Source organism: Streptomyces sp. NPDC001020 (genome assembly GCF_053599115.1).
Genome location: NZ_JBSFLQ010000008.1, coordinates 170888 through 196571, shown reverse-complemented (window position 1 = coordinate 196571; position 25684 = coordinate 170888). Strand labels below are relative to the sequence as shown.

General features: G+C 70.4%; 22 protein-coding genes. 8 read left to right on the top strand and 14 right to left on the bottom strand.

Annotated elements, in window-relative coordinates; all coding sequences use genetic code 11:
* Positions 1-39: 39 nt before the first annotated feature.
* The 5 genes from ftsH to dacB form a co-directional block, all read right to left on the bottom strand.
* Positions 40-2067: an ATP-dependent zinc metalloprotease FtsH gene (gene ftsH / locus ACWDEX_RS10195; protein ID WP_450462873.1), complete on the bottom strand. Its 2028-nt coding sequence runs from the start codon at positions 2065-2067 to the stop codon at positions 40-42.
* 216 nt (positions 2068-2283) lie between these two features.
* On the bottom strand, positions 2284-2844 hold the full coding sequence (hpt, locus tag ACWDEX_RS10190; RefSeq protein ID WP_450462812.1) for a hypoxanthine phosphoribosyltransferase: 561 nt from the start codon (positions 2842-2844) through the stop codon (positions 2284-2286).
* A gap of 219 nt (positions 2845-3063) precedes the next feature.
* Positions 3064-4083, bottom strand: a complete 1020-nt coding sequence (gene tilS / locus ACWDEX_RS10185; RefSeq protein WP_450462811.1) for a tRNA lysidine(34) synthetase TilS — start codon at positions 4081-4083, stop codon at positions 3064-3066.
* 192 nt (positions 4084-4275) lie between these two features.
* Positions 4276-5400, bottom strand: a complete 1125-nt coding sequence (locus tag ACWDEX_RS10180) for a zinc-dependent metalloprotease (RefSeq protein WP_450462810.1) — start codon at positions 5398-5400, stop codon at positions 4276-4278.
* 86 nt (positions 5401-5486) lie between these two features.
* A complete protein-coding gene (dacB, locus tag ACWDEX_RS10175) occupies positions 5487-7145 on the bottom strand; it encodes a D-alanyl-D-alanine carboxypeptidase/D-alanyl-D-alanine endopeptidase (protein WP_450462809.1) in 1659 nt (552 codons plus the stop codon).
* 79 nt (positions 7146-7224) lie between these two features.
* On the opposite strand from dacB, the gene ACWDEX_RS10170 reads away from it, so the two are divergent.
* The gene (locus ACWDEX_RS10170; RefSeq protein ID WP_450462808.1) at positions 7225-7716 is read left to right on the top strand and encodes an inorganic diphosphatase; all 492 of its coding nucleotides are present in this window, start codon (positions 7225-7227) and stop codon (positions 7714-7716) included.
* Positions 7717-7849: 133 nt separating this feature from the next.
* Positions 7850-9547 (top strand): threonine/serine exporter family protein, encoded by a 1698-nt coding sequence (locus ACWDEX_RS10165; RefSeq protein WP_450462807.1) that lies wholly within the window; start codon positions 7850-7852, stop codon positions 9545-9547.
* Positions 9548-9569: 22 nt separating this feature from the next.
* On the opposite strand, the gene ACWDEX_RS10160 is transcribed toward ACWDEX_RS10165, so the two are convergent.
* Positions 9570-10700 carry a DedA family protein gene (locus tag ACWDEX_RS10160; RefSeq protein WP_450462806.1) on the bottom strand — a complete coding sequence of 377 codons (1131 nt, stop codon included), beginning with the start codon at positions 10698-10700 and terminating at the stop codon, positions 9570-9572.
* 156 nt (positions 10701-10856) lie between these two features.
* Here ACWDEX_RS10160 and ACWDEX_RS10155 point away from each other — a divergent pair, with 156 nt between their 5' ends.
* Positions 10857-11222, top strand: a complete 366-nt coding sequence (locus ACWDEX_RS10155) for a YbjQ family protein (RefSeq protein ID WP_450462805.1) — start codon at positions 10857-10859, stop codon at positions 11220-11222.
* 45 nt (positions 11223-11267) lie between these two features.
* On the opposite strand, the gene ACWDEX_RS10150 is transcribed toward ACWDEX_RS10155, so the two are convergent.
* The gene (locus tag ACWDEX_RS10150; RefSeq protein WP_450462804.1) at positions 11268-12029 is read right to left on the bottom strand and encodes a MerR family transcriptional regulator; all 762 of its coding nucleotides are present in this window, start codon (positions 12027-12029) and stop codon (positions 11268-11270) included.
* Between the two features lie 161 nt (positions 12030-12190).
* Here ACWDEX_RS10150 and ACWDEX_RS10145 point away from each other — a divergent pair, with 161 nt between their 5' ends.
* The gene (locus ACWDEX_RS10145) at positions 12191-13603 is read left to right on the top strand and encodes a glutamate decarboxylase (protein WP_450462803.1); all 1413 of its coding nucleotides are present in this window, start codon (positions 12191-12193) and stop codon (positions 13601-13603) included.
* Between the two features lie 55 nt (positions 13604-13658).
* Here ACWDEX_RS10145 and ACWDEX_RS10140 read toward each other — a convergent pair whose 3' ends face one another.
* From ACWDEX_RS10140 to ACWDEX_RS10130, 3 genes are all read right to left on the bottom strand, one after another.
* On the bottom strand, positions 13659-14198 hold the full coding sequence (locus ACWDEX_RS10140; RefSeq protein ID WP_450462802.1) for a DinB family protein: 540 nt from the start codon (positions 14196-14198) through the stop codon (positions 13659-13661).
* A gap of 174 nt (positions 14199-14372) precedes the next feature.
* Positions 14373-15833, bottom strand: a complete 1461-nt coding sequence (locus tag ACWDEX_RS10135) for an aldehyde dehydrogenase family protein (RefSeq protein ID WP_450462801.1) — start codon at positions 15831-15833, stop codon at positions 14373-14375.
* 152 nt (positions 15834-15985) lie between these two features.
* The gene (locus ACWDEX_RS10130; protein WP_450462872.1) at positions 15986-16822 is read right to left on the bottom strand and encodes a helix-turn-helix domain-containing protein; all 837 of its coding nucleotides are present in this window, start codon (positions 16820-16822) and stop codon (positions 15986-15988) included.
* A gap of 321 nt (positions 16823-17143) precedes the next feature.
* On the opposite strand from ACWDEX_RS10130, the gene ACWDEX_RS10125 reads away from it, so the two are divergent.
* Positions 17144-17671, top strand: a complete 528-nt coding sequence (locus ACWDEX_RS10125) for an ATP-binding protein (protein ID WP_450462800.1) — start codon at positions 17144-17146, stop codon at positions 17669-17671.
* Positions 17672-17694: 23 nt separating this feature from the next.
* On the opposite strand, the gene ACWDEX_RS10120 is transcribed toward ACWDEX_RS10125, so the two are convergent.
* Positions 17695-17952 carry a DUF397 domain-containing protein gene (locus ACWDEX_RS10120; RefSeq protein WP_450462799.1) on the bottom strand — a complete coding sequence of 86 codons (258 nt, stop codon included), beginning with the start codon at positions 17950-17952 and terminating at the stop codon, positions 17695-17697.
* A 374-nt stretch (positions 17953-18326) separates the two neighbouring features.
* Between ACWDEX_RS10120 and ACWDEX_RS10115 the strand changes: the two genes are divergently transcribed.
* Positions 18327-18833 (top strand): hypothetical protein, encoded by a 507-nt coding sequence (locus ACWDEX_RS10115; protein ID WP_450462798.1) that lies wholly within the window; start codon positions 18327-18329, stop codon positions 18831-18833.
* A gap of 14 nt (positions 18834-18847) precedes the next feature.
* Here ACWDEX_RS10115 and ACWDEX_RS10110 read toward each other — a convergent pair whose 3' ends face one another.
* Positions 18848-21034 carry an FUSC family protein gene (locus ACWDEX_RS10110; RefSeq protein ID WP_450462797.1) on the bottom strand — a complete coding sequence of 729 codons (2187 nt, stop codon included), beginning with the start codon at positions 21032-21034 and terminating at the stop codon, positions 18848-18850.
* Between the two features lie 142 nt (positions 21035-21176).
* Here ACWDEX_RS10110 and ACWDEX_RS10105 point away from each other — a divergent pair, with 142 nt between their 5' ends.
* Positions 21177-21686 (top strand): DUF4232 domain-containing protein, encoded by a 510-nt coding sequence (locus tag ACWDEX_RS10105; RefSeq protein ID WP_450462796.1) that lies wholly within the window; start codon positions 21177-21179, stop codon positions 21684-21686.
* 6 nt (positions 21687-21692) lie between these two features.
* Here ACWDEX_RS10105 and ACWDEX_RS10100 read toward each other — a convergent pair whose 3' ends face one another.
* Positions 21693-22811, bottom strand: a complete 1119-nt coding sequence (locus ACWDEX_RS10100; RefSeq protein ID WP_450462795.1) for a DUF2786 domain-containing protein — start codon at positions 22809-22811, stop codon at positions 21693-21695.
* A gap of 145 nt (positions 22812-22956) precedes the next feature.
* Between ACWDEX_RS10100 and ACWDEX_RS10095 the strand changes: the two genes are divergently transcribed.
* Positions 22957-24654 carry a bifunctional 3'-5' exonuclease/DNA polymerase gene (locus ACWDEX_RS10095; protein ID WP_450462794.1) on the top strand — a complete coding sequence of 566 codons (1698 nt, stop codon included), beginning with the start codon at positions 22957-22959 and terminating at the stop codon, positions 24652-24654.
* A 46-nt stretch (positions 24655-24700) separates the two neighbouring features.
* On the opposite strand, the gene ACWDEX_RS10090 is transcribed toward ACWDEX_RS10095, so the two are convergent.
* Positions 24701-25558 (bottom strand): glycosyltransferase family 2 protein, encoded by an 858-nt coding sequence (locus tag ACWDEX_RS10090; protein ID WP_450462871.1) that lies wholly within the window; start codon positions 25556-25558, stop codon positions 24701-24703.
* Positions 25559-25684: the final 126 nt, after the last annotated feature.

Genomic DNA, 25684 nt, shown 5'->3' with positions numbered 1-25684 from the left:
GGGGGCGCGGCAGAAATTCCGGGCCCTGTGAGACCTGACTCAGCTCTCCCGGCGGTCCTCCGGAACCGCGTCCGTGGCGGGGGCGGCGTCCGTCGCCTTGGCGAGCGTCGGGGTCGCGCCGTTCGCTCCGTTCGTCAGTGCCAGCTCCTTCGGGGAGAGCACCGGCGGGCGAGTGGAGGGCGCACGGCGGGAGGAGCCGGTCCAGGCGGGCCGCGGCGGGCGCTTGACGATGGGGGCGAAGACCTCGGCGATCTCCTCCTTGCCCAGCGTCTCCTTCTCCAGCAGCTGGAGCACCAGGTTGTCGAGGACGTCGCGGTTCTCGACCAGGATCTCCCAGGCCTCGTTGTGCGCGTTCTCGATGAGCTTCTTGACCTCTTCGTCGACGAGCGCCGCGACCTCTTCCGAGTAGTCGCGCTGGTGAGCCATCTCACGTCCGAGGAACGGCTCGGTGTTGTCACCGCCGAACTTGATCGCGCCGAGGCGCTCGGTCATGCCGTACTGCGTGACCATGGCGCGAGCCGTGGCCGTGGCCTTCTCGATGTCGTTCGCGGCGCCGGTCGTCGGGTCGTGGAAGACCAGTTCCTCGGCCGCGCGACCACCCAGCATGTAGGCGAGCTGGTCGAGCATCTCGTTGCGCGTGGTCGAGTACTTGTCCTCGTCCGGGAGCACCATCGTGTAGCCGAGTGCGCGGCCGCGGGACAGGATCGTGATCTTGTGGACCGGGTCGGAGTTCGGCGAGGCCGCCGCGACCAGGGCGTGGCCGCCCTCGTGGTACGCGGTGATCTTCTTCTCCTTGTCCGACATGATCCGGGTCCGCTTCTGCGGGCCGGCGACCACGCGGTCGATCGCCTCGTCCAGCATCTTGTTGTCGATCAGCTTCTGGTCGCTGCGGGCCGTGAGCAGCGCGGCCTCGTTCAGGACGTTGGAGAGATCGGCACCCGTGAAGCCGGGGGTGCGGCGGGCGACCGCCGACAGGTCGACGTCCGGGGCGACCGGCTTGCCCTTCTGGTGAACCTTGAGGATCTCCAGACGGCCCTGCATGTCCGGGCGGTCGACCGCGATCTGGCGGTCGAAGCGGCCGGGGCGCAGGAGGGCCGGGTCGAGGATGTCGGGGCGGTTGGTGGCGGCGATGAGGATCACGCCGCCCTTGACGTCGAAGCCGTCCATCTCGACGAGCAGCTGGTTCAGGGTCTGCTCGCGCTCGTCGTGACCACCGCCGAGGCCCGCGCCGCGATGACGGCCGACCGCGTCGATCTCGTCGACGAAGACGATGGCCGGGGCATTCGCCTTGGCCTGCTCGAACAGGTCACGGACCCGGGAGGCACCGACACCGACGAACATCTCGACGAAGTCGGAACCCGAGATCGAGTAGAAGGGGACGCCCGCCTCGCCGGCCACCGCGCGCGCCAGCAGCGTCTTGCCCGTACCGGGAGGCCCGTACAGGAGCACACCCTTGGGGATCTTGGCGCCGACGGCCTGGAACTTGGCCGGCTCCTGGAGGAACTCCTTGATCTCGTGGAGCTCCTCGACCGCCTCGTCCGAGCCGGCGACGTCAGCGAACGTCGTCTTCGGAGTGTCCTTGGTGATGAGCTTCGCCTTGGACTTCCCGAAGTTCATGACCCGGGAGCCGCCGCCCTGCATCTGGTTCATCAGGAACAGGAAGACGACCACGATGAGAACGAAGGGCAGCAGGGAGAGCAGGATCCCGACGAAGGGATTCTGCTTGGACGGCGACACCGTGTAGCCGTCGGGGATCTGCTTGTGCTGGTACTTGTCCTGCAGGGTGTTGGCCAGGTTCACGCCCTGGTCGCCGATGTAGCTCGCCTGGATCTTGGAGCTGCCATCGACCTTCTCGCCGTCCTTGAGCGAGACCTTGACGACCTGCTCGTCGCCGGTGGTCAGCTTGGCCGACTTGACCTTGTTGGCATTGATCGCCGCCACGACCTGGCCGGTGTCCACCGTCTTGTAGCCGCCGGAAGAGCCGACGACCTGCATCAACACGACCACGGCGAGGACGGCCAGCACGATCCACATGACCGGCCCACGGAAGTATCGCTTCACGTCCATCCATACGGAGCGGTGCCGCCCCGTCCCTCCTGCCATAGTGAGTTTGATAAAGACAGTTCTTCTGACGGTACCCCAGGATTGTCGCCCATAGCCGCAGGGGACTGCCCGCGATACCGCCCACGCATCCTCTCAACGGCGCGAAACCCGCTGAGGTTCCCGAACGTCTTGCGAGGACCGGGATCCCGGGTTCGGCCGTCGGCCGAACCCGGGGAGGGGTCAGCCGCCGTAGACGTGGGGCGCGAGCGTACCGACGAACGGAAGGTTGCGGTACTTCTCGGCATAGTCGAGGCCGTAGCCCACGACGAACTCGTTGGGGATGTCGAACCCGACCCACTCGACGTCGATGGCGACCTTCGCGGCCTCAGGCTTGCGCAGCAGCGTGCACACCTTGAGGGAGGCGGGCTCGCGGGAGCCGAGGTTGGAGATCAGCCAGGACAGGGTCAGGCCGGAGTCGATGATGTCCTCGACGATGAGGACGTGCCTGCCCTTGATGTCGGTGTCGAGGTCCTTGAGGATCCGCACGACGCCGGAGGACTGGGTGCCCGCGCCATAGGAGGACACCGCCATCCAGTCCATGGTGACGGGGGTGGACAGGGCCCGGGCGAGGTCGGCCATGACCATCACCGCGCCCTTGAGGACACCGACGATCAGCAGGTCCTTGCCCGCGTACTCCGCGTCGACCTTCGCGGCCAGTTCGGCCAGCTTGGCGTCGATCTCATCCTTGGTGATGAGCACCTTCTCGAGGTCGGCACCCATGTCTTTCGCGTCCACCCGCATCACTTTCGGTCGTCCCGCACTTGTTGCTCGCTCGCCTCCGGGGTGCCGCTCTCCGCGGTCGCCCGTACCCGGACGACCGCGCGACGGCGGCCGTGTCCGGCCACACCCCACGCCCGCGCACCGTCCCTTGCGACGGCGGCGCGGCCCTTCGGCTCGCTCGCGTGGCTGACCGGTCCCTCCCCGGAGGGGGACCGGGCGCCTCCCTCCGGAGGCGCGCTGTCAGCCTTGCCGAATCACAAGTCTGCCACCCTGCCGCTGGGCGACGACTTTGCCCGGGAGATTGATGGCTCCCTGACCGCGCCAGCCGGTGATCAGCCGGTCGACTTCCTCGATGTGGCGGGCGAAGAGCGAGCCCGCCGGAGCACCGGCCTCAATGGCGGCGCGCCGCAGGATCCGGCGGCGCACGGCGGGGGGCAGAACGTAGAGCTTGGCGCATTCCAGCAGGCCGGAGGCGTCGCGCACGGAGGTCTCGGCCTGACCGGCCCAGGCGTCGAGGGCGTCGGCGTCGTCACGGGAGAGCTGCGCCGTGCGGGCGAGGGCCTCGACGACGCCCCTGCCGAGCGCCTTCTCGAGGGCGGGCAGGCCCTCGTGGCGCAGCCGGGAGCGCGTGTAGGCGGGGTCGGTGTTGTGCGGGTCGTCCCAGACGGGCAGGGACTGGACCATGCAGGCCCTGCGTGCGGTCTGCCGGTCGAGGTGCAGGAAGGGGCGGCGGTAACGGCCGCCGGCCCCCGAGACCGCGGCCATTCCGGACAGGGAGCGGATGCCGGAGCCGCGGGCGAGGCCGAGCAGGACGGTCTCGGCCTGGTCGTCGCGGGTGTGCCCGAGGAGGACGGCGGCGGCGCCATGGCGTTCGGCGGCGGCGTCCAGGGCGCCGTAGCGCGCGTCACGGGCGGCTGCTTCAGGGCCTCCCGCGCGGCCGACAGAAACGGCGACGGACTCGGCCGGGGCCAGGGCGAGGGAGCGAAGGCGCAGCACCACTTCTTCGGCGCGCAGGTCGGAGCCGGGCTGCAGTCCGTGGTCGACGGTGATACCGCCGGCGCGGATGCCCAGTTTGGGGGCCTCGAACGCGAGGGCGGAGGCGAGCGCCATGGAGTCGGCGCCACCGGAGCACGCCACGAGCACGAGCGGCGTGGAGGGGCGCTCGCGGGCTTTCCGGTCGGTTGTCTGCTCGATGAGGATGTCGTGGAGGACGCGGCGGACCGCCAGGCGTATCGCCGCGACCGCAGGATGGGGACCCATGTCCGGTTCCCTTCATGAAGTTTTTTCGGGGGGTGAGCCCGATGCGGTCACTCAGAGTGTTTCGATGGTGACAGAGACGGGCCGTTCCCCGAGCATCGCACGCCTATCCATGACTCACGGTCCCTCGGACGAGTGATTGGCGGGGCGTTCTGCTGCCGACGGCCGGACTCGTTTCACGGCGCTCGCGCGGGCTCACGACTCCGCCTTGCGGTGCACCCGCGCGACCCAGTCCGCCGGTTTGGCGATCTCCGCCTTCGTCGGGAGGGTGTTCGGGGAGGTCCAGACATGGTTGAAGCCGTCCATGCCGACCTGCTCGACGACCGCCCGTACGAACCGCTCGCCGTCGCGGTACTGCCTGAGCTTGGCGTCCAGACCCAGCAGTTTGCGCAGGGCGAGGTCGAGGCGGGAGGCACCCCTGGCCCGGCGCTGCTGGAACTTCTCGCGGATCTCGGAGACGGACGGGACGACGTCCGGACCGACACCGTCCATCACGAAGTCGGCGTGCCCTTCCAGGAGGGACATCACCGCGGTCAGCCGGCCGAGGATCTCCCGCTGGGCCGGCGTCTGCACGAGTTCCACGAGGGAGTGGCCGTCATCGCCCTCCTCGCCCTCCGGGCGGCCGCCGACGAGCGACTGGACGGCTTCCCTGACGCGCTCCAGGACGGTCATGGGGTCGATGTCGGTCTCCGCCAGGAAGGACTGGATCTCGCCCTCCAGGTGGTCGCGCAGCCAGGGCACCGCGGTGAACTGCGTACGGTGCGTCTCCTCGTGCAGGCAGACCCAGAGCCGGAAGTCGTGGGGGTGAACGTCGAGTTCGCGCTCCACGTGGACGATGTTCGGCGCCACCAGCAGGAGACGACCGCCGCCGTTCGCACCGGCCGGGAGGTCGCGGGTGGCCGGGGCGAAGGTCTCGTACTGGCCGAGGACCCTTGAGGCCAGGAACGACAGGAGCATGCCCAGCTCCACGCCGGTGACCTTGCCGCCCACGGAACCGAGGACGGCTGCGCCGGGGGTGCTCCCGCGTCGTTGCTGCATCTTGTCGAGGAGGGGCCTGAGGATCTCCCGGAACCCGGCGACGTTCGCCCGCACCCAGCCGGGGCGGTCGACGACGAGGACCGGAGTGTCGTGCGCGCCGTGTTCGCCCATACGAGTAAAGCCCCGGACGTGCTCCTCCGAGGCCTTCGCGTGCCGACGCAGCTCCGCGACGACGGCCCTGGCCTCGTCGCGGCTCACCTCGGGGCCCGGCCGCAGGAGCCGGGTCGCGGTCGCCACCGCGAGATTCCAGTCGACCATCTCGGCACCACCGATGCTCGTCATGCGTCAACGGTACGTGGTCGTGCGCGGGTGCGGTGAGGGGTGCGACACCGGATCGCACCCCGGATACGGGGCCCGGGGTGCCGCTGTCACCGGCAGCCGCAGCCCGCCAGCGCCGCCGCCATGCGGTCCAGAGCCGCCCTGGCGGTCGTCTGGTTCATCGAACCGTCCGTCAGGAAGGCGAAGGCCAGCAGGCGGCCCTCGGTGTCGACCACGGTGCCGGCGAGGGTGTTGACGCCCGTCAGGGAACCCGTCTTGGCGCGTACCACGCCGATGCCGGAGCGCTCGGCGGCGTTGTCGTAGCGGTCGCTGAGGGTGCCCGTGAAACCGGCCACCGGCAGGCCCGTCAGGACCGTACGCAGCTCGGGATGGGAGGGGGAGCCCGCGGTGGCCAGCAGGGCCGTCAGCAGGTCGGCCGTGATCCTGTCCTCGCGGTTCAGGCCGCTGCCGTCGCGGAACCGCGCGCCGGTGAGCGGAAGGCCGAGCCTTCTGAGCTGGGTGGCGATCGCGGCCGCGCCCCCGTCGAAGCTCGGTCGGCCGCCGGTGACGAGCGCGGTCTGGCGGGCGAGGACCTCGGCGATGTCGTTGTCGCTGGTGGTGAGCATTCGCTCGACCACGGCGGACAGGGGCGGCGACTGGACCGAGGCCACGGTCCGCGCGCGAGGCGTGGCCTTCGCCGAACCGGGTGCCGAGACCTTGATCCCGTGGCTCCGGAGCAGGTTGCCGAAGGTGCGGGCCGTGTCCGCCGCCGGGTCCGCGACACGCCCGGCCGGGCCGCTCGTGGAGTCGTCCGTGCGGCCCTCGTCGGCCGTCAGCGCGGTGATCAGGGCGAGGTTGGGGTTGACCCCGATGGGGTGCAGTGCCTCGCCCGTGAACAGGGAAGTGTCGTAGGAGAGCGACACGGAGCCCAGGTGCCGCTTCTTCAGGGCGGTGGCGGTCTCGTCGGCAAGGGTGCGCAGGCTCGCCCATCCTCCCCCTGCCTTCTTACGGGCGGTCAGGGTCGGATCGCCGCCCCCGACGAGCACGAGCCTGTCGGTGCCCGGCTCCAGGACCGCGCGCGTGGTGAAACGGTGGTCGGGACCGGCCGCGGAGAGCACTGCGACGGCCGTTGCGATCTTCGTGGTGGATGCGGGGGTCAGCGCGTCGTCCGCGCCCTTGCCGTACAGGCGTCTGCCGGTGGCCACGTCGACGACCACGGCGGCGCGCCGGGACCCGAGGGAGGCGTCACGCAGGAGTGGGTCGAGGACACCGGCCAGGGCTCGCCCGGCCGGGGCGGATCCGGTGGTGTCCCTGACGGCGCCGAGGGCGGTCAGCACGGACGCGGCGCTCGGCGCGGGCGCGGGTGCCTCGGGCGTCGTGCCGGAATTGCCGCCGTGATCTGCGCCACCCTCGCGGCCCCACGCTTCGGCCCGGTCGCGCTCGGCCGTACGCTGGCCGACGGAGTCCCAGGGACCGGCGGCGGTCGCAGCCCCGGCCGCGAGTGCCAGGCCCACTGTGGCGGCGACGGCCGTCAACTGCGGGGTCGTGAGCCTCCCGGAACGCGGGCGCACGGCGCGTGCGACCCGCGCGGCGTGCGGTTTCACCACTCCGGTGAGTCGTGTCACGCGCGGCCTCACCGCCTCGGTGACCCGTACCGCACGGGGTTTCACGGTTCGGGCCGCCCGAACCAGGCGCGGCACCACGGCCTGCTTGACGCGCACAAGATGCGGCCTGGCGGCCCGCCAAGCCCTCAGCTCCGGCACGACCACCAGCCCCTTTCGCGACCACACATCTGCGTGAGGGACACTTAATCACCAGAACTATGTGCTGATCATGGAGGAGCCACCGGTGGAATTCGACGTCACGATCGAGATCCCGAAGGGTTCGCGGAACAAGTACGAGGTGGACCACGAGACCGGTCGTATCCGCCTTGACCGTCGACTTTTCACCTCGACCAGCTACCCGGCGGACTACGGCTTCGTCGAGAACACCCTCGGCGAGGACGGCGACCCGCTGGACGCGCTCGTCATCCTGGAGGAGCCGACCTTCCCCGGCTGCCTGATCAAGTGCCGCGCCATCGGCATGTTCCGGATGACGGACGAGGCGGGTGGCGACGACAAGCTGCTGTGCGTGCCGGCGTCGGACCCGCGGGTGGAGCACCTGCGCGACATCCACCACGTCTCCGAGTTCGACCGCCTGGAGATCCAGCACTTCTTCGAGGTCTACAAGGACCTCGAGCCCGGCAAGTCCGTCGAGGGCGCCGACTGGGTGGGTCGCACGGACGCGGAGGCCGAGATCGAGCGTTCGTACAAGCGTTTCGAGGAGCACGGCGGTCACTGACCCGCCTCGCCCTCTCGCGGGCCGCGTCACCCTCCCGGGGGCGACGCGGCCCGTTTTCGTGCCGGTGCGCATACTGGGGCGTACGGGAGGTACGTACGGGAGAACACACGCAAGGAGAAGTGAGGCGGAACTGGTGGCGCAGCCGGACACGGAAGACCGCAAGCCACGGTCGGACGAGGCGAGGAGCGCGTATCCGCCCCAGGTGAGGGGTGAGAGCGAGTCCTCGACGACCTCCGAGTTCGCCGTTCCCGCAGGGCTCGACGTGGCACCGGCGGCGGGTGTCGAGCCCGAGACGACGTCGGAGTTCGCCGTCCCCAAGGGGCTGGAGGTCTCGCCGCCGCCCGCCGCGGAGTCGGAGGGGTCGGCGTTCAGCCGGCCGAACACCTACAGCGCGGGCAGGGCCCCGCACGCGTTCACACCGGCCACCGGGACCCCCGCGGTCCGGCTGGCCGCGGAGGCGCCCTGGCAGGACCGGATGCGCACGATGCTGCGCATGCCGGTGGCCGAGCGGCCCGCCCCGGAGCCCGTGAAGGCCGACGAGGCGGGTCCGGCCGTGCCGCGCGTGCTCGACCTGACCCTCCGTATCGGCGAACTGCTGCTGGCGGGCGGCGAGGGTGCCGAGGACGTGGAGGCCGCGATGTTCGCGGTCTGCCACTCCTACGGCCTCGACCGCTGCGAGCCGACCGCCACCTTCACCCTGCTGTCCATCTCGTACCAGCCGTCCCTGGTCGACGACCCGGTGACGGCCTCCCGGACGGTACGCCGCCGCGGCACGGACTACACGCGTCTGGCGACCGTGTACCGGCTCGTGGACGACCTGAGCGATCCGGAGACCCATGTCTCCCTTGAGGAGGCCTACCGGCGGCTCGCCGCGATACGCCGTAACCGGCACCCCTATCCCGGCTGGGTCCTGACCGCGGCGAGCGGGCTGCTCGCCGGCGCGGCCTCCGTGCTCGTCGGCGGTGACGTCATCGTCTTCTTCGCCGCGGCGCTCGGCGCGATGCTCGGCGACCGGCTGGCGTGGCTGTGCGCCGGGCGTGGACTGCCGGAGTTCTACCAGTTCACGGTGGCCGCGATGCCCCCGGCCGCGATCGGCGTCGCGCTGACGGTCGCCAATGTGGACGTGAAGGCGTCCGCGGTGATCACCGGTGGGCTCTTCGCGCTGCTGCCCGGACGGGCCCTGGTGGCGGGCGTGCAGGATGGATTGACCGGCTTCTACATCACCGCGGCGGCGCGCCTGCTGGAGGTCATGTACTTCTTCGCCGGCATCGTCATCGGCGTCCTGGTGGTCCTGTACTTCGGTGTGAAGCTCGGCGCCGAACTCAGCCCCGGCACGGCGCTGAACCCGACCCAGCGACCCCTCGTGCAGATCGCGGCGTCGATGCTCCTGTCGCTGACCTTCGCGATCCTGCTCCAGCAGGAACGCTCCACCGTGCTGTGGGTGACGCTCAACGGTGGCGTCGCCTGGAGCGTGTTCGGCGCCATGCACTATCCGGGCCATATCTCGCCGGTCGCCTCCACGGCGGTCGCGGCGGGCCTGGTGGGCCTGTTCGGGCAGCTGCTGTCGCGCTACCGTTTCGCGTCCGCGCTGCCGTACACCACGGCGGCGATCGGGCCGCTGCTGCCCGGTTCGGCGACCTACTTCGGGCTGTTGTCGATCGCGCAGGGCGGCGTCGACAAGGGCCTGGTGTCCCTGGCCAAGGCCGCGTCGCTGGCGATGGCCATCGCCATCGGCGTGAACCTGGGCTCGGAGATCTCGCGGCTGTTCCTGAAGGTGCCGGGCGGCTCCGCCGAGGGCCGGCGGGCCGCCAAGCGCACCCGGGGCTTCTGAAGCCCAAGGACTTTGACGCGCCCTACTGGGCGCGGTAGCCCTGGTCGTAGCCGTCGGGGTACTGCTGGGGCCGACCGTATCCCTGGTAGTCCTGGTCCGCGCCGTACGGCTGCTGGGGCTGCTGGTAACCGTCGGGCTGCTGGTAACCGTCGGGCTGCTGGTAACCGTCGGGCTGCTGGTAACCGTCGGGCTGCTGATAGCCCTGAGGGTACTGCTGGTAGCCGTAGGCCTGGTTCCGGTCGTAAGCCTGCTGCTGGCCGTAAGCCTGCTGCTGGCCGTACGCCGCCTGGTCCTGACCGTAGGCCTGCTGGCGTCCGTACTGGTCCTGGCCGTAGGGCTGCTGCCCCTGCGCGTGGCCTCCCTGGCCCTGGTCGCCGTACGCCTGGTTCTGCTGCGGGTCGGCCGGTCCCACCGGCCGCAACTGGGTCGTCGCGTCGTCCATGACCTGGGGCTGCTGCCACGGGGACGGCTGCTGCCAGGCCTCCGGGGCCGGTGCGGCCCCCGGGTGCTCCGTCGTCTGAGTGGGGTTCTTCTTGGCCTTCGAGCGCGCCCGCAGGAACTCGATGGCGATCGGGACCACCGAGACGAGGACGATCAGGATGAGGATCGCCTCGATGTGGTTCTTGACGAAGTCGATCTTGCCCAGCCAGGAGCCGAGCAGGGTCACGCCCGCGCCCCACAGGACGCCGCCGATGACGTTGAAGACCAGGAACGAGCGGTACCGCATGCCGCTGACGCCGGCGATGATCGGCGTGAACGTACGCACGATGGGCACGAAGCGGGCCAGGACCAGGGACTTGGGGCCGTACTTCTCGAAGAACTCGTGCGCCTTGGTGACGTTCTCCTGCTTGAACAGGCGGGAGTCGGGGCGGTTGAAGAGCGAGGGACCGACCTTCTTGCCGAACATGTAACCGGCCTGGTCGCCGAGGATCGCGGCGAGACAGATCAACGCGATGGCTCCCCACAGCGGGAAGTCCAACTGATCCGACGTGATCAGCAGTCCACAGGTGAACAGCAGGGAGTCGCCCGGCAGGAAGAAACCGACGAGCAGACCGGACTCGGCGAACACGATGAGGAGCAGGCCCCAGATACCCCACGTGTCGAGGAGATAGTTCGGATCCAGCCAGCTCGGGCCGAGGGCAAGCGTCGTCACGGTTCCGGGCTCCTGAGGGGGTGAGGACGGACGGCGGCGTTCCGCCCTCCGTGGTTCTGCCGCACAAAGCTATCAACGGATGGTGTACTCCCCCCGGTTCCATGGGTGCCGAAGGGCCCTGGGCCTCACGGTTCGGGCTGTGCCAGGCTGTCCACCATGAGCATTGAGGAATACGGCGGCGGGCAGACCCCCCAGTCGGACGTGCTGGTCGTGACGACGAACGACATACCGGGTTACCGCGTGGAAAAGGTCGTCGGCGAGGTCTTCGGGCTGACGGTGCGCTCGCGGCACCTGGGCAGCCAGATCGGCGCGGGACTGAAGTCGATGATCGGCGGTGAGCTCAAGGGGCTCACCAAGACGCTGGTGCAGACCCGCAACCAGGCCATGGAGCGGCTCATCGAGCAGGCACGCGCGCGTGGCGCCAACGCGGTGCTGGCTTTCCGCTTCGACGTGACCGAGGCGGCCGACGTGGGCACGGAGGTGTGCGCGTACGGGACGGCCGTGGTCGTCGTCCAGCAGTAGCCCGACCGGTGAGGGGCGCCGGCTCGTGGCCGGCGCCCCTCACCGTCATCCCTCGTGGCGGGCGGCGTTGGCCACGATCGCGTCGTGCAGATGCTCGGCGAGTCCGGGGCGCATCGCGTCGTAGTACGCCTTGAAGCGCTCGTCGGAGACGTACATCTCCGCGAAGCACTGGTGCATCTCGTAGGGAACCTCGAAGAACCAACGGCTGACGTGCTGCCGGTGTTCCTCGGCCATGTCCATGGCGGCCTGGCCGGCCGCGGGCTCACCGGCGGCCACCAGGGCGGTGTAGCGCTCGCTCCAGTCGTCGACCTCGGCCTGCAGCCGCTTCCAGTCCTCCTTGGTGTAGCGGGCGGCGCGGCGCTGCGACTCGGCGTAGGCCTCCGTGCCGCCCCAGCGCTGCTCAGCCTCCTCGGCGTACTGATCGGGGTCCTTGTCCCCGAACACCTCGAACCTCTCCTCGGGCGTGAGATTGATGCCCATCCTTCGTGCCTCCATGGCCTGCTCCACGGCCGCGGCCATCTTCTGCAGCTGCTCGATCCGGACCTTCAGCAGTTCGTGCTGCCGGCGCAGGTGCGCGCGGGGGTCCGCGTCCGGGTCGTCGAGCAGCGCCGCGACCTCGTCGAGCGGAAAGCCGAGCTCCCGGTAGAACAGGATCTGCTGCAGCCGGTCGAGGTCGTCGTCGTCGTAGCGCCGGTGACCTGCGTGGCTGCGCCCGCCCGGGACGAGCAGGCCGATCTCGTCGTAGTGATGCAGGGTGCGCACCGTCACTCCGGCGAAACCGGCGACCTGTCCCACCGAGTAATTCACTTCCGCTCCCTTCTGGGTACGCGCTCAAGGCTGGGGCCTCACGCCACGTGAGGTGCAAGCCGAACTCCTGCGAAACGCCGGACGCCGTGAACCGGTGGAGACCGCGGGTCCGGTGAGACGGTAGCCGCACGCACCGTCGACGCGATGGGAGACGAGAGACCATGCCGCTCCAGACAGGCCCGAGGAAGCACGACGAGCGCCCCACGTCGATCAACCCCTTCTTCGGAGAGGCGAACCCGGTCGAGGAGATGACCGAGGCGCCGCCCAAGAACCGGCTGCCCTCGGGGCCCAGGCTGCCCTCGACCGCGTACCAACTGGTCCATGACGAACTGATGCTGGACGGCAACTCGCGGCTGAACCTCGCCACCTTCGTCACCACGTGGATGGAGGACCAGGCCACGGTGCTGATGAACGAGTGCCGCGACAAGAACATGATCGACAAGGACGAGTACCCGCGCACCGCCGAACTCGAGCGCCGCTGTGTGGCGATGCTCGCCCACCTGTGGAACGCCCCGGACCCCGATTCCGCCGTGGGCTGTTCGACCACCGGCTCCAGCGAGGCGTGCATGCTCGCCGGGATGGCGCTGAAGCGGCGCTGGGCCCAGCGCAACGCGGACCGCTACCCGTCCAGGGACGCCCGCCCGAACCTGGTCATGGGGGTGAACGTCCAGGTCTGCTGGGAGAAGTTCTGCAACTTCTGGGAGGTCGAGGCACGTCAGGTGCCCATGGAGGGCGACCGGTTCCACCTGGACCCGCAGGCCGCCGCCGACCTGTGCGACGAGAACACGATCGGGGTCGTCGGCATCCTCGGCTCCACGTTCGACGGGTCCTACGAGCCGATCGCCGACCTGTGCGCGGCGCTGGACGCCCTTCAGGAGCGCACGGGCCTGGACATCCCCGTGCACGTGGACGGCGCGTCCGGGGCGATGATCGCGCCGTTCCTCGACGAGGACCTGGTGTGGGACTTCCGGCTGCCGCGCATCGCGTCGGTCAACACCTCCGGCCACAAGTACGGACTGGTCTACCCGGGCGTGGGCTGGGTGCTGTGGCGCGACGGGGAGGCCCTCCCCGAGGAACTCGTCTTCCGGGTCAACTACCTGGGCGGCGACATGCCGACGTTCGCGCTGAACTTCTCCCGGCCCGGGGCCCAGGTCGTCGCGCAGTACTACACGTTCCTGCGACTGGGCCGCGACGGCTACCGGGCGGTCCAGCAGACGACGCGCAACGTCGCGCGTACGCTCGCCGAGCGGGTGGAGGCGCTGGGCGACTTCCGCCTCCTCACCCGCGGCGACGAACTGCCGGTCTTCGCCTTCACGACCGCACCGGACGTGACGGCGTACGACGTCTTCGACGTGTCCCGGCGCCTGCGCGAGCACGGCTGGCTGGTACCCGCCTACACCTTCCCGGCCAACCGCCAGGATCTGTCCGTGCTGCGGATCGTGTGCCGCAACGGCTTCTCGACGGACCTCGCCGATCTGTTCGTCGACGACCTGACCCGACTGCTGCCCGACCTGCGGCGGCAGGAGCATCCGCTGACCCGCGACAAGGTGGCGGCCACGAGCTTCCACCACTGACGCCACCGCGTCGTACGGCCGGCGGGACCGACGGGCTCCGGGTCTTCGCCGGAACTCAGTCCGCCCGCTCCATGTCCACCAGTTCGAACGCCGTCTTCCCGTCCAGCGACTCGCGGATGATGTCGGCGTGGCCGGCGTGCCGGGCGGTCTCCCGGATCAGGTGCAGACACAGCCAGCGCACCGAGACGCGCTCGGCGGGCGGGAACCAGGGGTCGTTCGGCAGCGGGAAGGTGTCGTCGAGGCTCGGCACCGACCGGACGTACGCCTCCGTCCCAGCGGCGACCTTCTCCCAGTACTCCAGTTGCGAGGCGACGGTCTCGTCGCCACCGAGCAGGAAGCACTCGTGCCAGTTCGACTGGTCGCGCTTGACCGCCGGCGGCTCCTGACGCGCCCGGGCGATCCAGCCCTGCTCGGTCTCGGCAACATGCTTGACCAGCCCACCGAGGGACAACTCGCTCGCGCTCGGGCGCATCCGGGCCTGTTCCTCGGTCAGCCCGAGCACCGCCCGTCGGAGCGCGCCGCGTTGCTCCTCGAGGAACGCCAGCAGTGCGCCACGCTCGTCGCCCTGTTCCTCGGCTCGCACATGAGTGACCACGACCGGCCGCCTTTCGTCGGGTTCATCGGGTCTCCCGCTGACGACCATGACGCTAGGGGTCATATAGGTCAGACGCTGGCCGCAATGGCCCGCCTCCTTCGACGGCTGACCTCGGCCGAGCCGGGGCAGTTCGGGCCGGCGCCCGAGCCGGCCCGACCTTCACGCCCAGGAGACTCAGAACGGGAAGCGGCTCCGCCCGTGCTGCACCGAGATCCACTTCTGCGAGGTGAACGCCTCGATCGTCGTCTCGCCGTTCAGGCGGCCGATGCCCGAGTGCTTCTGGCCGCCGAAGGGGACCAGCGGCTCGTCGTGGACCGTGCCGTCGTTCACGTGGAACATGCCCGTGTCGATCTGCCGGGCGAAGGCGACGCCCCGCTCGATGTCGCCCGTGTGGACCGCGCCGCTGAGGCCGTACGGGGTTTCGTTGACGATCCGGACCGCCTCCTCCTGGCCGTCGAACGCGATGAGGAAGGAGACCGGGCCGAAGACCTCCTGCTCGAGCAGGGCGGAGTCGGCGGGCACATCCGTCAGGACGGACGGAGCGACCAGGTTGTCGGTGGTCGTGCCGTGCACCAGCGCCGTCGCGCCCTCGGCGATCGCCTGCTCGACCACGCCGGACACCGCGCTCGCCTGAGCCGAGTTGATCACCGGGCCGATGATCGTCTGCGGGTCGCGCGGGTCCCCGACCTTCAGCGACTTCACCTTGGCGACGAACTTCCCGGTGAACTCGTCGGCGATCGAACGGTCCACGAGGACACGGTTGGCGGCCATGCAGACCTGCCCCTGGTGCACGTACCGGCTGAAGACGGCGGCGTCGACCGCGTAGTCGATGTCCGCGTCGTCCAGCACCACCAGCGCGCTGTTGCCGCCGAGTTCGAGGACGTACCGCTTGAAGTGCGAGGCGCAGACGGTGGCGACGTGGCGGCCGACCTTGTCGGAACCGGTGAAGGAGATGACCTTCGGAATCGGGTGCTCGAGGAACGCGTCGCCGATCTCCGCTATGTCCGTGACCAGGACGTTCAACAGGCCGCCGGGCAGCCCCGCGTCCTCGAAGATCTTCGCGATCAGAGTGCCGCCGAGGATCGGCGTGTCCTGGTGCGGCTTGAGAACCACCGCGTTGCCGAGCGCCAGCGCCGGGGCGACGGATTTGATCGACAGGAAGAAGGGGAAGTTGAACGGGCTGATCACGCCGACGACCCCGACGGGCACGCGGTAGAGACGGTTCTCCTTGCCGTCGACCGGCGACGGGAGGATCTTGCCCTCGGAACGCAGCGCCCACTGCATCGACTCGCGCAGGAATTCCTTGACGAGATGCAGCTCGAAGCCGGCCTTCAGGCGCGTGCCGCCCAGTTCGGCGATGATCACGTCGGTGATCTCGGCCTCGCGGTCCTCGACGATCCTGAGCGCCTTCTCGAACACGGCGCGACGGAGGTACGGGTTGGTGGCGGCCCACTCCTTCTGGGCGGCCTCGGCGGCCCGATACGCCTCGTCGACCTCGTCGACCGTGGCCGTCGTGATCGACGCCAGCTTCTCGCCGTCGTACGGGTTGACGTCGATGATGTCCCAAGAGCCGTTGCCCGGGCGCCACTCGCCGCCGATGTACTGCTGAGCAAGATCGGTGAAGTAGGACGACATGTGATCCCTCAATCCCTTGCAGCCGAAGCAGGCACCCGTTCCACGCACGTGTGATCACGCCGTGACCTGATCGGACGTCATCGTACTTGTGTGCAGGGCGAGTTGGAGATCGTCTCGGGGCACTTCGTGAAGGCCCTCGGGAGAGGTGATCCTCAGGAGAGCTGGAGCAGCCCCCGCAGCAGATCGCGGCTCTCGGCCGGCCCGAGGCTGTCCTGTTGCAGCTGCTTCAGCGCCACTTCGTACTGGCTGACGTCCTCGCGCTTGTCCAGGTAGAGCGCGCTCGTGAGCTGTTCCAGGTAGACCACGTCGGACAGGTCGGACTCGGAGAAGCTCAGGATCGTGAAGGAGCCGCTCTCGCCCGAGTGTCCGCCGAAGCTGAACGGCATGACCTGAAGTCGTACGTTCGGATGCTCCGAGACGTCGATCAGATGCTGGAACTGGCCGCGCATCACCGCCCGGTCGCCATAGGGGCGGCGCAGGGCGGCCTCGTCGAGAACCACGTGGAACTCCGGGGCGTTCTCCGAGACCAGGCACTTCTGCCGCTCCAGCCGCAGCGCCACCCGTCGGTCGATGTCGGCGGCGTCTGCACCCTTCATGCCCCGGGACACGACCGCGTGCGCGTACGCCTCGGTCTGCAGCAGGCCGTGCACGAACTGGACCTCGTACAACCGGATCAGGTGCGCCGCACCCTCCAGGCCGACATACGTCGGGAACCAGCTCGGCAGGACGTCCGAGTAGCTGTGCCACCACCCCGCGACGTTGGCCTCCTTGGCGAGGGAGAGCAGGGAGGTTCGTTCGGCCTCGTCGGTGATTCCGTACAACGTCAGCAGGTCCTCGACATCGCGCGTCTTGAAGCTAACCCGTCCCAACTCCATGCGGCTTATCTTCGACTCCGAGGCCCGGATCGAGTAGCCGGCCGCCTCTCTGGTGATGCCGCGCGCCTCCCGCAGGCGCCTGAGATGGGATCCCAGCAGAATGCGCCGCACCACCGACCCACTCGAGTCCCCAGCGCTCACTTCCGTCCGCCTCCCCAACGTCCTCGACCGCGCAGTCTGCCACTAAAACACTTCGAGCAGTACTCGTTCGGTTACAGACAGAGGAACCAGTCAAGTTGAGACACGTGGAAAGGATCGGGAAGGGCGAGCAAGAGAGAAGAAACTGGCAGAAGAAACGGCCAGAAAGCTGTACGGCAAGGGCCAATTCCGGCGCGTGCACGTGCATCTGCCCTTGCATCTGCTTGGCGCATCCGAAACCATGGTCCCGCGCCACCGCTGCATCGCCACGACCGCGAACACCCGGGAGTGCCTCGCATGGGGACGAATGGATCGACCATGCTCGAGCCCTTACGGCAGGGACTTCCGCCGCTCGACCCCGCGGCCGTGTCCAGCGCCGCCTCCTGCGCCCTGCCCGCCCGCCTCGAAGCGGTACGCGACGCACGGCAGTTCACCCGCAGCACGCTCGGCCAGTGGGATGTGGGCGACCGCTTCGACGACGTCTGCCTCGTGGTCTCCGAACTCGTGACGAACGCGCTACGGCACGCCCTTCCCGCGACCACCATGCTCGCGGAGGACCAGGATCCGCCGGTCCGGCTGCATCTGATGCGTTGGACCGCACGCCTGGTGTGCGCTGTGCGCGACCCCAGCCACCAGGGCCCGGTCGCCGGCGACTCGGAGGACTTCTCCGCGGAGTCGGGCCGCGGGCTTTTCCTGGTGGACTCGTTCGCCGACAGCTGGGGCTGGCACCCACTGGCGGGCACGCTGAGCGGCAAGGCTGTCTGGGCGCTGTTCCGGCTGCCGTCCACACCGGTGTGCACGGAAACACCCCGCGACGCTTTCTGAGGACGCCGCCGTCCTCCGCGGGTTCACACGATCAGATGATCGAACTCGCCGTCCTTGATGCCCAGCAGCATCGCCTCGATCTCCGCGCGGGTGTAGACCAGCGCGGGCCCCTCGGGGAAGCGGGAGTTGCGTACCGCCACGTCCCCTCCGGGCAGCCGGGCGAACTCCACGCACGCCCCCTGTGAGTTGCTGTGCCGGCTCTTCTGCCAGGCCACTCCGTGCAGCTCGGTCGCAGCCATGCCGTTGTACACGTCGTCCACGTCGTACACGTCGTGGTCCACAGGTCGCTCCCCGGATGGTGCTGTGGCTGGTGTGGCCATTGATGCAATAGTCAACTGACCCGGATCATAACGTCGTTCACGTGCATCTGCATGGGCAGATGCACGTGCACGAGGGGTGGTCCCGCGGTTACAGCTTTTGCAGTCGCTTGGCCACCGCCTGACCATGTGCTGACTACCGCCGGTGAAGCGTCGACTGCGCCGGGCCGCCCGGCCCGGTCCTTCGTGCTCTTGGAAGAGACGCGTACGACGGCCTTCGTGTTCCACACTCCGGGTAAAGGTCATGAGGCACGCGTACGCCGTCCGGCGTCACACGTCCTCCTGGTAGCTTGCTGCGATCGTCCGGACGACGTCATCAGCACCCTGGGGGGACTCCAGTGACTTCGGCAACCCATGTCACACGCCGACAGGCTCGCATCGCGCTCGCGGCCGCAGGTGTTTCGACCGCGCTCCTGCTGACCGGTTGCAGCAGCGACTCCGGGGACGGCGCGGACTCGACACCGAGCACGCCCACGTCCACGTCCACTGCTACGGCGGACACCGGCGGCGGCTCCGGCGCACCGGACGCCAAGGCCGGGAAGCTGGAAGGCAGTTGGCTGGCCACGAAGGACGGCAAGGCCGTGGCGCTGGTGATCACCGGTAAGCAGGCCGCGCTCTTCGTGACGGGCGGCACCGTGTGCAGCGGGACCGCCGGCGAGGAGACGGGCATGCAGATGATCCACCTCAACTGCACGAACGGCAGCAAGGACCGAGGAACCGGCATGGTCGACTCCGTGGACTCCACGAGCATGAAGGTGACGTGGGAGGGCGGCCTCGGCGCGGAGACGTACACCAAGTCCGAGGGCGGCAAGCTGCCGAGCGGTCTGCCGAGCCTCGGCTCCTGACCTGGGGCACCAGCTCAACGGGCGGTGGAGCCCCCGGGTTTCCGTGGTCCGTCGGCGGGTCCGGGCCGTGCGGCGGGCGCGGACTCCCGTGTGTTTCCGTCCGCCACCTTCGAAGGCACGGCCGTGTCGAGGGCCTCGGTGAGGTCCTCCAGGGACCGAAGGATCATTCTCGCGCCTCGCCTGACGAGCGCGCCGGAGACATCGTCGCCCCCCGTTTCCTCCTCTGCTTCCCACGCCCGGAGCGCCTCGCGCATGGTGTCCCACGACGGCGGACGGCGTCCCCGTACGGCTTTGGCGCCCTGTTCCGTCGCGGTGCGCAGAGTGTCCGCGAAGCGGGCCGCGGCCGGGACGGGGACGGCGCCGCGGTCCGGGAGGTGGGCCTCCAGCAGCATGGCGACGCGGCCCGTCTCGGCGAGCGCGTCCTCGGCCTGGTCGGCAGCGGTCCGGGACAGCCCCCGGTGGCGCACCGGCTCGCTGCGGGCCCGGTCCACGGCCATCTGCCAGGCGGCGCGTGCGGTGCGCGAGCCGAGGAGGGCCTCGCGGACATCGGGGGCGCTCGTGCCCACGGGTTCGGCGTAGCGGCGGATGACGGCGGCGGCGTACCGGCCCTGTGCGGCCAGCCAGTCGGCCAGGCGGCCCCGCAGCCGCGGGGTCTCCCAGGCCGGGTAGACCGCGTACGCCAGCATGGCGAGCAGACCACCGACCAGCGTGAGCAGGACGCGTTCGGGCACGGTCTGGGTCCACCGCTGGCCTGCCATGCCGAGCAGGAAGACGACGTACGCGGCGATACAGGCCTGGGCCGCGACCTGTCCGGTGCGCCTGATCAGGTACATCGACGCGGCGGCAAGTACGGCGAGGGCACCCGAGACGACCGGGTCTGCGGGCCACAGCCGGACGACGCCGGTGGCGAGGACCACGCCGACGAGGGTGCCGCCGAATCGGGCGACGGCACGGCTGTAGGTCTGGGAGAAGTCGGGACGCATGACCATGACCGCGGTCAGCGGGGCCCAGTAGCCATGTCCGAGGGGAAGCACGTCGCCGAGGGCGTACCCCACGGCGACGACCACCGAGACGCGGGCCGCGTGGCGGGCGATCGGGGAGCCGGGGCGCAGTGCCCCGCGCAGGGTGCGCAGGAAGGCGGGGACCAGGTGGAAGAGACCGGGGCGCACGCGGTACGGGGGTGGGGCGCCCCCGCTGACGGCCCTCTTCTCGCGTTGGGTGCCCCCGGCCGCCTCCAGCACGTCCTGGAGCAGAATCCGCAGCCTCTCCGCCGCCCGGTATCCGGATCCCGTGAGGATCGCTTCCGTGTCCGGGCTCCTGAGGGCGGCCACCGCGTGCGGCGGCAGTGCGAGCGGGGTGCCGTGGCGGATGGCGCGTGCCCCGGCGTCGAGAATGTCGGCGGTGGCGGCGAGCAGTTCGCGCACGCGCTCACGTGCCGGGCCCTCGGGCGGAACGCCGACGGCCGGGTCGGCCAGCGAGGCGAGCACCGGCCGGACTCGCTCGGCAAGGCCGCGGGCGCCATGGAGCTGGGCGGGACGGCGGCGGGCCTGGCGCGAGGTGACGGCGGCCGCGTCACGGGCCTCCATCAGCGGCAGCGGGTCGAAGGGCGCGACCGGGTCGTGGCGCAGCCGGCGCGCGTAGTCGGCCTCGGCGGCCAGCGCGTCGGCGAGCGCGTCGCGGTGGGCGCCCCAGGGTCGTACCGGGAACAGCACGACCAGCGCGGCCTGCACCAGACCGCCGACGATCATCATCGCGGAATGCTCCGCGGCCTGTGTCACGGACGTCGGCAGGGTCACCGTCACCAGCATGATCGCGACGTTCGAGGAGGCGATCAGACCGGCCGTCGGGTCCACCGCCCAGCACAACCCGGCCAGGAAGGTCCAGACGACGAGCAGCGCCAGGAACAGCGGCAGACGGGAGACGGTGAGGTAACTGAGGAAGCTTGAGACGGCGAGAGTCGTGCCGGAGACAAGGGCCAGTTCGGGGCGCGGGCGCCAACTGCGCTGGAAGGTCGCGATCGCCGCCTGGAACGCGCCCAACGCCGAACTTGCCGCCGCCACGGGCCCGAACAGCCACAGGCTCGCCGCGATCACCAGCGCGAGCCCTGCCGCACCGCGCACCGCGACCAGCGGTTCGAGTCGCTTCCGCTCGATCCTCAGCCCGGAACGCACGGCCGCCTTCAGCGCCGGCATCCAGCTCATTCCGTCAGCGTAAGGGAGGCATACGGGATAAATCTCTGCGTCCCCGGCGGACGGCGCACGCGGTGTTCAGGGGGGCGCGCCCCACACGGCCTCCCGCCTGCGTGATGATCCAGGAAGACCGTCTCGACTTCAGAGGACCCTCATGCGTACGCTTCGCGTCCCCCTTGCCCTCACCGCCCTCGCCGCGACCCTGACTCTGACCGCCTGCGAGGGCAAGGGCGGCGACGACGCCGAGAAGAGCCCCAAGTGCCCGATCACCGTCAAGGTGGGCCCCGGCAACGCGGCCACCACCGCCGGCGACACGGGCAACGTCCCGGTCACCATCACGAACAGCGGCAGCGACGAGTGCGCCTTCGAGGGCTTCCCCGGCATCGAACTGAACGACGGCAAGACCTCATGGACCGTCGCGGACGAGAAGGACGTGAAGCCGGCGAAGGTGACGCTGCAGAAGAACGAAACGGCGACCTTCACCATCACATACGTCAGAGGGAAGGCCAACGGCTCGCTCAGCGCCCCGGCCAAGTCCCTGAAGATCACCGTTCCTGGCGCCGGTGACGCCCGGAGCTACCCCTGGTCGTACGGGGAGGTGGCGCTCAAGGACGCGCACACCCCCGACGCGTCGGTGGGCCCGATCCAGGTCGCCGGCGACTGAGTCGCGTCAGGGAAGCCGCCGCCGTGCCGCGACCTGGGCCCGGTCGGCGGCCGCGGCCCCCTGTTCCCATCCGGCCGCGTCACTGATCCCGCGCAGCCGGGTGGTGACCGTGTCCGGGAACAGCAGCTCCGTTCGCTGCGCGACGGCCACGTCCCGGGCCGCGAGCACCGGCAGCAGCTCCCCCTCGTTCCCGGCCGTCTGACCCTCGGCGGCGGCCTGCAACCGGTCGCCGATGCGGTGCGCGTACGCGGCCAGGAACGACTGCCGGAACGTCTTCGTACGTTTCCGGCCGCTCTTGCGCTGCGCCGCCTCCGCCGTCGTCATCGCGGCGGTGGCCTGCACCAGCAGCGAGGTGTAGAGCAGTTCGACGGCCTCCAGGTCGGGTTCGAAGCCGACCACCGTGGAGAAGCCGATCGCCTCGTGCCACACGGCCCTGCAGCGGTTCGCGGCCGCCACCGCGTCCAGGAGTACGGCCTTGGCCGTCTCGTACGGCGGGTCGACGCCGATGCGGCAGGCGCCGGGCGCGTCCTCGGCGTGCGTGCGGGCCGCGAGCAGCGCCTCGTCGATGCTGTGCCGGGCCATCAGCTCCTGCGCCTTGGCGCTGAGTGCCTCGGCCTCCTCCGGGTACCCGGTCGCCTCCGCCTTGGCGAGCAGGGCGCGAATGCGGGTGAGCATGCGGGACTCCGGCTGCCGCGGGGCGGCGGACCGCCGGGGCGCGTCGAGGGGTTCGAGGGCGGGCAGGCGCAGCAGCAGGCGGTACGTCTCCAGGGCCGCGGTGGCGTAGGAGAAGCGGTCGGGGGCCCGCGGAGGTTCCGCGTCGAGGTCCTGGAGCTGGGCGGCCCAGCGCGGGCCGGGGGACGGCCGTTGTCCCGCCTCCTTGCGGATCAGCGCCGACACGAGGCGGACATGCAGGTCGTCCAGCTCGCGGCGCACCAGGCGTACGACATCGGCAGGCTGCCAGCCGCGCCGCCAGGCCGCGGCGACGAACTGCTCGCCCCGCCACCAGAGTTCGGCGTCGGCCGACGGGTCGGCGGCGAGCAGCGAGGCGCCGGTGTCGAGGGCCGTGTCCGCGTCGTCGTAAAGGGCGGCCCGGAAGGCGCGGTCCACGGTGGTCGTCGTACTCACGCGTTCGATCGTGACACGGAAGCGGGTAGGCCCGCCTAACGTCAACCATTGGTTGACAATGTCCGGACTCGCCTTCAGTGAGTCCGGCCGCCGGGTCGGCCAGCCGTCCGTGCCCGTTGTCAGACCCTCCTGCCACACTCGCGGCATGACCGGACGCTGGGCTCTCGCTCCGGCCGGGGACAATGGCGTGGAAGTCGCCGCCCTCGGCCCGGACGGGCTGCGCGCGGGGCCCGTGGTCAGGGAGGCGGATCTCGTCGAGGCCGTACGGGCACGACCCGAGGTCACCCGGTGGGTGTGGCGGTCCACCGCCCATGTCCAGCACCGTCTGCTCGCCGCGGGGGTGCGCGTGGAGCGGTGCTACGACGTCGAGGCCGCCGAGACCCTCCTCCTGGGTCATGAGGGACGCCTCGGTGAGCCCCGGTCGGCCGCCGCCGCGCTGGCCCGGCTGCGCGGCGGCCCCGTACCACCGGATCCCCCGACACGCTCCGCCGAACCCGGCGCGCAGTCCTCCCTCTTCGAGCCCTCCCCCGTCCACGTACCCCTCGACGACCTCGTCGCGGTGTACGCGGACCAGCAACGCCGGCACGACGCCACCACACACCCGGGCCGTATGCGGCTGCTCACCGCCGCCGAGTCGGCCGGCATGCTGGTGGCCTCGGAGATGAACCGGTCCGGGCTGCCATGGAGCGCGGACGTCCACCGCAAGGTCCTGCACGACCTGCTCGGCGAGCGGTACGCGGGCGGCGGCGAGCCCCGGCGGCTGGCGGAGCTGGCGGACGAGGTGTCGGCCGCCTTCGGCCGCCGCGTCCGCCCCGACCTGCCCGCCGATGTCGTCAAGGCGTTCACGCGGGCCGGGCTCCGGGTGCGTTCCACCCGCCGCTGGGAGATCGAGTCCATCGACCACCCCGCCGTGAAGCCCCTGCTGGAATACAAGAAGCTGTACCGCATCTGGGTCGCCCACGGCTGGTCCTGGCTCCAGGACTGGGTGCGCGACGGCCGCTTCCGGCCCGAGTACCTGCCGGGCGGCACGGTCACCGGCCGCTGGGTCACCAACGGCGGCGGCGCCCTGCAGATCCCCAAGGTCATCCGGCGGGCCGTGGTCGCTGACCCCGGCTGGCGGCTGGTCGTGGCCGACGCGGCCCAGATGGAGCCGCGCGTCCTCGCCGCGATCTCGCGCGACCCGGCGTTCATGGAGGTCGCGGGCCGTACGACCGACCTCTACCAGTCGGTGTCGGACCGCGCCTTCTCCGGCGACCGCGCCCAGGCCAAGCTCGCGGTGCTCGGCGCGATCTACGGTCAGACCTCCGGAGACGGCCTGAAGAACCTCGCCGCGCTGCGCCGCCGCTTCCCCAGTGCGATCGCCTACGTCGACGAGGCGGCCCGCGCAGGAGAGGAGGGCCGACTCGTACGGACCTGGCTCGGGCGGACGTCCCCGCCGGCGGCCGGGGCGTCCGACGAGGCGACGGACGAGGCGGGCATTCCACAGGAGGACGGCCTGCCGGTGCCGTCCGGGGAACCGGAGCAGTGGATACCGGGCTACGCCTCCACGAACACCCGCGCCCGCGGCCGCTTCGCGCGCAACTTCGTCGTGCAGGGCAGCGCCGCAGACTGGGCTCTGCTGTTGCTCGCCGCCCTCCGCCGGGCCTGCGCGGACCTCGCCGCCGAGCTGGTCTTCTTCCAGCACGACGAGGTGATCGTGCACTGCCCGGCCGAGGAGGCGGACACGGTGGTCGCGGCGATCCAGGAGGCCTCGGACCTGGCGATGCGGCTGACGTTCGGCGAGACACCGGCGCGGATTCCATTCACGACGGCGGTGGTGGAGTGTTACGCGGACGCGAAGTGAGGGCGGCGGTTCACCGTTAGCGCCGCGGCAGGCACTAACCGTGGTATCAGATGACCGGTGGCCGACCGAGCCGGGTAAGCCGCCACACCGTGCGCCAGCGCATGGGCCGTCGCTCGCCGCCCGAGGTCCGCAGCCCCTCCGCGAACCCACCCCACCAGGCCCTCAGCCCACCGGCCGACCGCGTCCGCAGGAGGGTGACGGCGATCCACACCCCGAGGTGCACCGGGACGAGCGGAAGGGGCAGTCGCCGCCGTACGAGCCACACCCGGTTGCGCGCCGTGACCCGGTAGTAGATGGCGTGGCGGGCGGGCGAGGTCTTCGGGTGCTGGAGCAGCAGTTCGGGCGCGTACAGGACGGTCCAGTCGGCGTCGGCGGCCCGCCAGGCGAGATCGGTCTCCTCGTGTGCGAAGAAGAACTCCGCGGGCCAGTCGCCTGTTTCGGCGAGCATGGCCATGGACAGCGCGTGCCCACCACCGAGGAACCCGGTCACCGGCCCGCCGCGCATCGGGTCGGCGGCGCCGACCCTCGGCACGTGCCTGCGCTGGGTCTCGCCGTGCTCGTCGGCGATACGGAACCCGACGATGCCGAGCCGGGGGTCGGCCGCGTACAGGTCGCGTACCCGTCGCAGCACATCGGTGTCCACGAGCAGTCCGTCGTCGTCGAGCTCGACCACGACGTCGATGTCCCCGAACTCCCGCAGCTTAGCGAGGGCCACGTTGCGGCCACCGGGGCAGCCGAGGTTCTCGTCGAGCTCGATGCGGGTGACATCACCGGGAAGGCCGAGGCGTTCGGCGAACTCGGGCAAGGGGCAGCCGTTCCCGACGATGACGATGCGGGAGGCGGGGAGGTCCTGCTTGGCCACGGACAGGAGGAGGGCGTCGACCTCGGCGGGCCGGTTGCCCATGGTCACCACGGCGACGGCGATACGGGGCCCGGGCTGCGGCTCCGGCTGTGACACGACTTCCACCTCATCCACGGCCGACGACTGTGCAGGCGATGCTAGCCGTTCACCGGGAGGACGCTTGGTGTT

Excerpts from the sequence above, each read along its gene's own strand:
- ACWDEX_RS10145 (WP_450462803.1), top strand. The coding sequence starts at position 12,191 with ATGCCGCTCCAGACAGGCCCGAGGAAGCACGACGAGCGCCCCACGTCG.
- ACWDEX_RS10090 (WP_450462871.1), bottom strand. The coding sequence starts at position 25,558 with ATGGGCAACCGGCCCGCCGAGGTCGACGCCCTCCTCCTGTCCGTGGCC.
- ACWDEX_RS10105 (WP_450462796.1), top strand. The coding sequence starts at position 21,177 with ATGCGTACGCTTCGCGTCCCCCTTGCCCTCACCGCCCTCGCCGCGACC.
- ACWDEX_RS10110 (WP_450462797.1), bottom strand. The coding sequence starts at position 21,034 with ATGAGCTGGATGCCGGCGCTGAAGGCGGCCGTGCGTTCCGGGCTGAGG.
- hpt (WP_450462812.1), bottom strand. The coding sequence starts at position 2,844 with ATGCGGGTGGACGCGAAAGACATGGGTGCCGACCTCGAGAAGGTGCTC.
- ACWDEX_RS10135 (WP_450462801.1), bottom strand. The coding sequence starts at position 15,833 with ATGTCGTCCTACTTCACCGATCTTGCTCAGCAGTACATCGGCGGCGAG.
- ftsH (WP_450462873.1), bottom strand. The coding sequence starts at position 2,067 with ATGGACGTGAAGCGATACTTCCGTGGGCCGGTCATGTGGATCGTGCTG.
- ACWDEX_RS10125 (WP_450462800.1), top strand. The coding sequence starts at position 17,144 with ATGGGGACGAATGGATCGACCATGCTCGAGCCCTTACGGCAGGGACTT.
- tilS (WP_450462811.1), bottom strand. The coding sequence starts at position 4,083 with ATGGGTCCCCATCCTGCGGTCGCGGCGATACGCCTGGCGGTCCGCCGC.
- ACWDEX_RS10180 (WP_450462810.1), bottom strand. The coding sequence starts at position 5,400 with ATGACGAGCATCGGTGGTGCCGAGATGGTCGACTGGAATCTCGCGGTG.
- ACWDEX_RS10095 (WP_450462794.1), top strand. The coding sequence starts at position 22,957 with ATGACCGGACGCTGGGCTCTCGCTCCGGCCGGGGACAATGGCGTGGAA.
- ACWDEX_RS10155 (WP_450462805.1), top strand. The coding sequence starts at position 10,857 with ATGAGCATTGAGGAATACGGCGGCGGGCAGACCCCCCAGTCGGACGTG.